This window comes from Spirulina sp. CS-785/01 (assembly GCF_028330525.1).
In the GTDB taxonomy this organism is placed as follows: Bacteria; Cyanobacteriota; Cyanobacteriia; order Cyanobacteriales; family Spirulinaceae; genus JAQMSD01.
On sequence record NZ_JAQMSD010000168.1, the window covers coordinates 1 to 7,942 of the forward strand.

General features: G+C 47.3%; 6 protein-coding genes and 1 pseudogene. 3 read left to right on the forward strand and 4 right to left on the reverse strand.

The features are described 5' to 3' along the window. The first annotated feature begins 124 nt into the window (after positions 1-124). A complete protein-coding gene (locus PN462_RS11230) occupies positions 125-3,130 on the forward strand; it encodes a tetratricopeptide repeat protein (RefSeq protein WP_272128299.1) in 3,006 nt (1,001 codons plus the stop codon). Between the two features lie 19 nt (positions 3,131-3,149). Next, positions 3,150-3,781, forward strand: a pseudogene (locus PN462_RS11240) (DUF4351 domain-containing protein). Here the strand turns inward: PN462_RS11240 and PN462_RS11245 are convergent. The 4 genes from PN462_RS11245 to PN462_RS11260 all read right to left on the reverse strand — a co-directional run bounded on the left by PN462_RS11245 (position 3,782) and on the right by PN462_RS11260 (position 6,021). Continuing rightward, entirely contained in the window at positions 3,782-4,450 is a 669-nt protein-coding gene (locus PN462_RS11245; protein ID WP_272128303.1) for an N-acetylmannosamine-6-phosphate 2-epimerase, read from the reverse strand. 4 nt (positions 4,451-4,454) lie between these two features. Beyond that, the gene (locus tag PN462_RS11250) at positions 4,455-4,802 is read right to left on the reverse strand and encodes a sterol carrier protein domain-containing protein (RefSeq protein ID WP_272128304.1); all 348 of its coding nucleotides are present in this window, start codon (positions 4,800-4,802) and stop codon (positions 4,455-4,457) included. Positions 4,803-4,933: 131 nt separating this feature from the next. After that, complete coding sequence (locus tag PN462_RS11255) at positions 4,934-5,269, reverse strand: LapA family protein (RefSeq protein ID WP_272128305.1); 336 nt, start codon at positions 5,267-5,269, stop codon at positions 4,934-4,936. A gap of 77 nt (positions 5,270-5,346) precedes the next feature. Further along, the gene (locus PN462_RS11260; RefSeq protein ID WP_272128306.1) at positions 5,347-6,021 is read right to left on the reverse strand and encodes a PRC-barrel domain-containing protein; all 675 of its coding nucleotides are present in this window, start codon (positions 6,019-6,021) and stop codon (positions 5,347-5,349) included. A gap of 60 nt (positions 6,022-6,081) precedes the next feature. Between PN462_RS11260 and PN462_RS11265 the strand changes: the two genes are divergently transcribed. Beyond that, positions 6,082-7,942, forward strand: a 1,861-nt coding sequence (locus PN462_RS11265) for a cobaltochelatase subunit CobN (protein ID WP_272128308.1), incomplete at its 3' end; no start/stop codon positions are given.

A 7,942-nucleotide genomic window follows, 5' to 3' on the forward strand; every position in this document is an offset into this window, starting at 1 on the left:
CCATCTCCTCCATCTCCTCCATCTCCCCCATCTCCCCCATCTTCCCTATCAACTATCCACTCCCACAGATGAAGAATATGATAGATAATGGCAAAAGTCTCACGCTAGCAACGGAAGGTTTCAAATGCCATTTCGGTGGGTCCAAGACCTCTTTTCCGATTTAATCAGTTCTGATCCCCCTATTCCTGATCCCAGTGAAATTCAACCCCTCACCTATGAGGCGTATGAGTCGCTGTTTTATCAACTCCTTGATGGAGTGGCCAGGGGATGGCAACAAACTCAAATTTTAGAACGCTTGGGGATTCGACGCTATGACCCTTGGTTTGTGGCGTGGTTACAGCGTTATGGACGGCAGTTGCTGCGACAGTCTCCGTCGGAGTTAGAAAGCGAACAGGCCCAGCGTATGATTCGGTTGGGCAATATGAATTGTGGCGAGTTGGGGGATGTGGCCAAGCAAATTGGCGAACGGATGTTGGAATTGGGTCGCCAAGAGGGGGAAAAGTATCGTCAGACGACGACTCCGGTGGAAGTGTCGGCGGTGAGTTCTGAGGACCCCATGGAGTTGTTTCAGCAGGGGGCCCTGGCGTATCAAGCGGGTGAGTTTCAGGGGGCGGTGTCCCTTTGGGAGGCGGCGTTGGAACGACAGGATGAGTTTTTTGATGCCCAGAATGGGTGTGGGGCGGCGTATTTTTATTTGGGGCAATACGATCGCGCGATCGCCCATTTAAACCAAGCCTTACAATTACAACCCGACTCCCCCCAAGCGGCTTTTAATCGGGGTAATGTCTATCTGGAATTACAACAGTATGATCAGGCGTTAGCCGACTTTAGCCAAGCCTTGGAGAAACAAGGGGATTTGGCGGCGGCCTATCAAGGCCGGGGCATGGCTTATTATTATCAGGAACGCTACAAGGAAGCCCTAGAAGACTTAAATCAGGGCATTGCCCTCAAAAGTGACTTTGCCCCCGTTTACAATAGTCGTGGCATGGTACAGGCAGCCCTAGGGGATTATGAGGCGGCGTTACGGGATTTGGCGGCGGCGTTGTCCATTGACCCGAATTTGGCCGATGCCTACCACAACCGAGGCAATGTGTTACGGGAGTTGGGCCGCTATGAGGCGGCGGTGGCGGACTATAGCCAGGCGATTCTCTTACACCCCAATTTCCCCGAAGCCCATTACAGTCGGGGCAATACCTTTATGGCGTTGGGACGCTATGGAGACGCTTTAAAGGACTATCAAGAGGCGTTAACCCTGAAACCCGATTACCCCCACGCCTATAACGGGCAAGGGGTCACATTGCGCTATTTGGGGCGTTACAATGATGCTTTGGATCAGTTTAATAAGGCGGTGGAGATTGACCCCAATTTCTGGCAAGCCTGGGGGAATCGCGGTTGGACGATTTTTCAGGCCCCAGCCCCTTTGGGGTATGAGGCGGCGTTACAAAATTGGCAAGAGGGGTTGAGTCGGTTGGCGGCGGATCATCCCGATTATCCCTTGGCGGCGGGGACGTTGCATCATTATCAGGGTATGGCCCATTATCGGGAGGGGTTACGCCAGGGGGATGCCCGGCCTTATCTGGAGAAAGCGATCGCAGCCTATCAAAAGGCGTTGGATGCTTGGCAGGATGATCCCAAGTTGCAGGAGTCCTATTTGGAGGTGATGCAGGAGTTAATTACGGCCCATCACGATTTGGGGAATTATATTAATGCCAAGAATTATATTAATATTGCCCTGATTATTCTCAAGCAATTGGTGCTGGGTACAGAGTCTTCTCGGCAAAAGTTGCGGTTGGAACGCAAGTTTATTGGCCTGCGACAGTTACGGGTGGATCAGTTGGCCCAAGCGTCGGACCGCAAACAGCAGCTTCAGGGGTTACAGTTTGCGGAGGAGGAGAAGAATTTATCTATTCATTGGCAGTTACAGGAAACGGTGGAAAATGTTCCCCCTTCTCCGACGGCCCTACAGATGCAGCGTTTGTTGGATGAGGAGACTTGTCTGGTGTATTGGCATTTGAGTCCGGCGGCTTTAACGACGTTTATTTTACGGGATCAGCAACCTGTGACGGTTTTACCGGAACGCCATCGCGCCTTAGAAAAATTTACCCTCTGGTTTGAAAAATGGCAACGGAGTTATGAACGAAAACGGCAAAAGGTGGCGACTCCCGATGAGAAGCAATGGCAAACTCAATTGGAGTCCTATTTGCAGGAGTTAGGGGAGATTTTGCAAGTTGAGACCATTGTTGAGCAGTTGCCGGAGGGGTGTCGGCATTTAATTTTAATTCCCCATTTGGAGTTGCATTTGTTGCCGCTTCCGGTATTATTTGCGGGGTGGGAGTTGAATGTGACGACTTTACCTAGTGCGAAGTTTGGCCTGGATTTACAGGACGCTTTACCTAGTCCGGATGAGAGTCCACCGGATGTGCCGTTGTTACTGGTGGAGAATCCTTCGGGGTATATGCCTCACGGGGAGATTGAGATTAGCGCGATCGCTCCCTTCTTTGCCCATCGCACCCTCCAAAGTGCCGAGGCCAATAAAGTGAACTTAGTCCGAGAACTGCAACTTCCCACTAACATTTTCCACTTCACCGGAAAAAGTTATCAAAACACCGCCCATTCCCTCAACGCTGCCCTCATCCTCGCCCAACAGGAAGAATTTACCCTACAAGATATTCTCACCCTAGAAGACTCCCTCGCCCCCTTAATCTGCCTCTCCGCCAGTGAAATGCGTCTCACCCACCCCCAACGTCTCACCAATGAATTTGTGAGTTTAGCCACCGCCATCTTGACAAAAAGTGCTAGTTATGTATTACATAGCTTATGGTCAGTCCCAGAAGTTTCCACCAGTTTGTTAATGTGGCAATTTTACCAATTTATTAAACAAGAAATCCCCCCTCATCAAGCCTTAACCCAAGCCCAAACTTGGTTAAAACATCTCACGTACCGCCAACTGATAGAAATTTATGACCACCTTTTAGAAACCTTCCAAGACAACGCCCCTCGCTGCCAACATCACTTAAAAGTCGCCCAAGACTTAGCCCAAGACAAAGCTAACCGTCAAGGCGAAGATCATACCCCCTACGCCTCCCCCTATTACTGGGCAGGTTTCCTCATTACTGGTAAAATAAACTAAAAAGATTCACTTAGGTTCAATGACAAATATTGACCATGATCGCCTATTCAAAGAGCTTTTAAGCACCTTTTTTATCGAATTTCTAGAACTCTTTTTCCCCGCCGTCTTAGATTACTTAGACCCGGACAGCATCAAATTTTTAGATAAAGAAATCTTCACCGATGTCACCTCCGGAGAATGTAGCGTAACCCGGTGGCCTCAGCCTTAATGGCCAAAATGCAGTTTTCCCCCGAAGAACGGCCCAGGGTAAAATTAGAATGCCTGCGTCTTTTAGCCACGTTACGCCTTGATCCCGCCCGCATGAAGTTAATTTCCGGGTTTATAGATACCTACCTCCGTTTAAACGCCGCCGAGTTAGAGATTTTTCAACAAGAACTCGATACAATCGAACCAGTAACCACTAGGGAGGAAGTCATGCAAATAACCACCAGTTGGAAGGAAGAAGGGTTACAAGAAGGACTCGAACAAGGACTCGAACGGGAACGGAATTTAGTAACTCGTCAAATTAAACGACGTTTAGGAGAGTTATCTCCTCAGTTAGAAGAACAAATCCAACAGTTATCTGTTGACCAAATTGAAGCCTTGGGAGAGGCTTTATTAGACTTTCAAACTGAGGAAGATTTGCTGAATTGGTTGGCTGAACAATCTTAACTAAAACACTTTTTGAAACTCCATTACTTTTAAATCAATTCCTGTAATTGCAGTTCCCACCACAACCGCATAAGCCCCCAAATCTAAGGCTTGTTTGGCCATGTCTGGTGTTGCAATTCCCCCTTCACAAATGACCGGGATTGGGGAATTTGCCGCCAGTTCCCGCAAAATGTCCCATCCAGGAGGGGTTTGGGTTGCGGTCTCTTGAGTGTAGCCGAAAAGGGTTGTTCCCACTACATCAGCCCCAGCATCTATGGCAAATTGGGCATTCTCTAGGGTATCAATATCAGCCATCACTGGCTTATTTAAGGTGTGGTGGATATGTTCGATGATGTCTGGGACGGTTTCCCCATCGGGCCGCGGACGCTGTGTGGCATCAATGGCGATAATATTGGCCCCCGCTTCTGCAATGGCCACCGCATCACTAAAGCGAGGGGTAATATAGACCTGAGAATTGGGGGTTTTTTGCTTCCATAAGCCAATAATCGGGGTTTGGGGGAGGAGTTGGCGGACTGCGTGGACATGGGCCGGGGTGTCAATACGGACTGCTGCGGCCCCCCGTTGAATGGCGGTTTTGGCCATAGCAGCAATGATATCCGGTTCATATAACGGAGAATCAGGAGGGGCCTGACAAGAGACAATTAGCTTCTGGTTAAGGGTTTCCAGCATAGGGTTAAAAGATGTCTGCGAGACTGGGCCGATCGCAATGGAAAAGAAACTGGGCCGTTGCGATCGCAGCCTCTGTTCCCTCTAATTGTCCCATACGCGCTAACTGAGACGCAGAAAAGAAGCCCGTAAACAGAGGAGATAGGGAACGAATGGGTAAATGTAAATCCCCCCGGCCTCCCCGTTTCACCTCCCCTTTCCCCCCAGAAACCTGCAAAATAAAACGGTCTTGATTATCCGCTAACAGGTCATCCCCAACGTCTAAATGTAATTCTGCATCAACAGGGGGATAAGGACGCATTTCCAACGCAAGCGGGACATTAATCACCCGCAGCATCCAAGTTAAAGTTGTCATGATCTTGAGTCCGTGAACGGAAACTATAGGTTTTATTTTGGGTCATATTTTTGTTCTTTGTTCTTTGTTCTTGGTAAAAAAAGGGAATAGGGAATAGATACAAGGTAAAAAATAAAAGTACCAATTACCAATTACCCATTACCCATATCCCGCTTAATTTTTGTCTCTAAATATTGAATACGTTGTTGTTTTTCCTGAATCGTTGTATCTTTTTCGGATAAATTATGTTCTACTTCTTTTAACTGACGCTTCTGACGGGAGAGTCTAGCTTGCTTCCTAAAGTAAGTGGGTAATGCACAAAGTAGTGCAATTGTCACCCCTAATGCTAAAATAATTAATAACAATAAAGCAAGCGGTGCTTCTAGTTGCCACATTAAAAAATCAACGGTAATGTAATCCGGATTTTGTAAGGCAAAAATAATGGCTAATGCAGCAATAATAAAGGCTAAAACTAAGAGAGATTGCATATTTTCTAATCTATTTAAACCACCTTTTTACGAAAAAACACTAAACACTGAAGTTATAAAACTAACCGACATTATTTCTAATTTTCCTTTCCTTGTTCATCTTTAGTTTCTCCTTTTTTCTGAGGCCAAACATCCCGTAACTTCGTGGCTGCTTTTTGGGTTTTATTGAAAATACTTTGGACATCTTCTCTCGTTTTTTCATAGTCCTCTTGTAAAAAGTCTCCCCATCGATTTCCCATACCCTCTTGATACTTCCTCGCTTTTTCCACTGCCGTTTCAAAGACAATAATTCGCTTCTCCCCCACACTAGAAATAGCGACAGGTTGCAACAAATAAGTTGCCCCTAACATTGTATTTTTCCACCCCTCATTAATAAACAAATAAGTGGCAATTTCTCCCGTCTCCACATTAAATAAAAAATCTGTAATGCGTCCTGCTTTCGTCCCCGTATCTGTCCACATTTCGTGACCTAAAATAATCTCTGCTTTTTTCGGAGGTTCAGCAGAGGTTTCGGACTCGGTGACTAAAACACTATCTTTTCCCAACGTGACAAGATTAGACCATGGGAAATATTGCTTACTGCGGTTGAAAAAGCCTGACTTACTAATCATACCTTGGACTTGGTGCGATCGCGGATCAATCCAAAACTGATCCACATACCCCAACTTCTCCGTCGTCTGACGGTCTAAAATTAACTTATCGTGGAACTGACTCTGAAGCACCAAATTAGGAGTCGTCGTATCAACAGTCATAAGTTGCTCACCGATACAATTTAGTCTATATTAATCATACGTGAGAACCGAGAAAGAAAAATGCACCGTATCGCCGCAACCCCAGGAGGATGGACCCCAGACGCAGAAGGCGTGATATTCTTAGAACAGACCCCAGCCTCGATTATCTTTATCACCGCAGCAGACACCGACATCCAAACCCTGGCCGCAGCAGTCCCCCAGTTACCCGACACCTTCCCCTCCCTGCGAGTGGCCAACCTGCTACAATTGCAACAACAACTCAGCATCGACACCTACGCAGACGACATCCTCAGCAAAGCAGATGTCATCATCTTACGACTCCTAGGAGGACGGTCTTACTGGTCTTACGGGTTAGAAGTCGTCAAAGACATCGCAGCAGAAAACAACACGGCCCTGTTTGTCCTCCCCGGAGACGACAAACCCGACCCCGACCTCATCAGCCATTCTACCGTCTCCCTGTCCCAAGTAAACCAACTCTGGCAATACTTCACCCAAGGAGGAGTGAGTAACTGGGTGAATGCCTGTCAGTATATCGCAGCCACCTGCTTAAACTCTCCCTATCATCCCCACCCCCCCCAAACCGTCCCCCGTCTAGGGACCTATTATACCCCGCAAACCCCTCACCTCCCCCAAGTCGGAATCTTATTTTATCGGTCCCATTACCTCGCAGGCAATACCAAACCCATAGATGCCTTGTGTAACGCCTTAAAAGACCGTAACCTAGAAGCCAAGGCCATCTTTATCTCCTCCCTACGCGACGAAGAGTTACACCCAGACCTCTTAAACCACTTCGCAGACAGTCACGTCCTCCTCAACACCACCAGTTTCTCCCTCGCAAAAGTAGGAGAAGAAGAAAAATTAAACCTCTGGACCCAACTCAACCTCCCCGTCTTACAAGTTATCCTCAGTGGGGGGACCCAAGACAGTTGGGAGTCCAGTTATCAAGGACTCTCTCCCAGAGACGTGGCCATGAATGTGGCCTTACCCGAAGTCGATGGTCGTATTATAACCCGTGCCGTCTCCTTTAAATCCGTTGCCACCTGGAATGAAAACCTAGAAACCGATGTAGTGATATATGAACCGCAACCCGACCGTATCAACATTGTAGCCGACATGGCCGCAAACTGGGTCAGACTCCGCACCACCCCCCCCAAAGACCGCAAAATTGCCCTCATATTAGCCAATTATCCCAACAAAGATGGCCGTTTAGCCAACGGAGTTGGGTTAGATACCCCCGCAAGTTGTATTAATATCCTCCACGCATTACAACAAGCAGGATATACCCTCACCACCTATCCCGAAACCGGAGATGAGTTAATACAGCAACTCACCCAAGGAGTCACCAACGACTCAGAAATGCAAGAGATGCGTCCCGTCTATCAGTCTCTCCCCGTAAGTGAGTTTTGGGACTACTTCCACACCCTCCCCCCTTCTACCCAACAAAATATCTTAGACCGCTATTCACAGCTTGACGAAAAAATCAAACAGCGACCTCTCATTTCTCTGACTTGTAAACAACTTCAACAGATAGTCCAGTCTCTCCCCTCCTCCCTCTACAGTCTCCTAACAAACCCCAACTCGCTGTTTGACGAAAAAATCAATAGACAAGTTGAATATACTATCACCCCACAGGAAATACTCACCCTAGTCCAGTCACTACCCAACAATATTCAAACCCTCCTTAAAAACCCCAACTCGCTGTTTGACGAAAAAATCAATAGACAAATCACCTATACTATCACTCCACAAGAAATACTCACCCTAGTCCAGTCACTACCCAACAATATCCAAACCCTCCTTAAAAACCCCAACTCGCTGTTTGACGAAAAAATCAATAGACAAGTTGAATATACTATCACCCCACAGGAAATACTCACCCTAGTCCAGTCACTACCCAACAATATTCAAACCCTCCTTAAAA

What these genes read in the sequence shown, in the direction of transcription:
- PN462_RS11230 (WP_272128299.1), top strand. Translation starts at nt 125, where the DNA reads ATGCCATTTCGGTGGGTCCAAGACCTCTTTTCCGATTTAATCAGTTCT.
- PN462_RS11250 (WP_272128304.1), bottom strand. Translation starts at nt 4,802, where the DNA reads ATGACAACTTTAACTTGGATGCTGCGGGTGATTAATGTCCCGCTTGCG.
- PN462_RS11245 (WP_272128303.1), bottom strand. Translation starts at nt 4,450, where the DNA reads ATGCTGGAAACCCTTAACCAGAAGCTAATTGTCTCTTGTCAGGCCCCT.
- PN462_RS11260 (WP_272128306.1), bottom strand. Translation starts at nt 6,021, where the DNA reads ATGACTGTTGATACGACGACTCCTAATTTGGTGCTTCAGAGTCAGTTC.
- PN462_RS11255 (WP_272128305.1), bottom strand. Translation starts at nt 5,269, where the DNA reads ATGCAATCTCTCTTAGTTTTAGCCTTTATTATTGCTGCATTAGCCATT.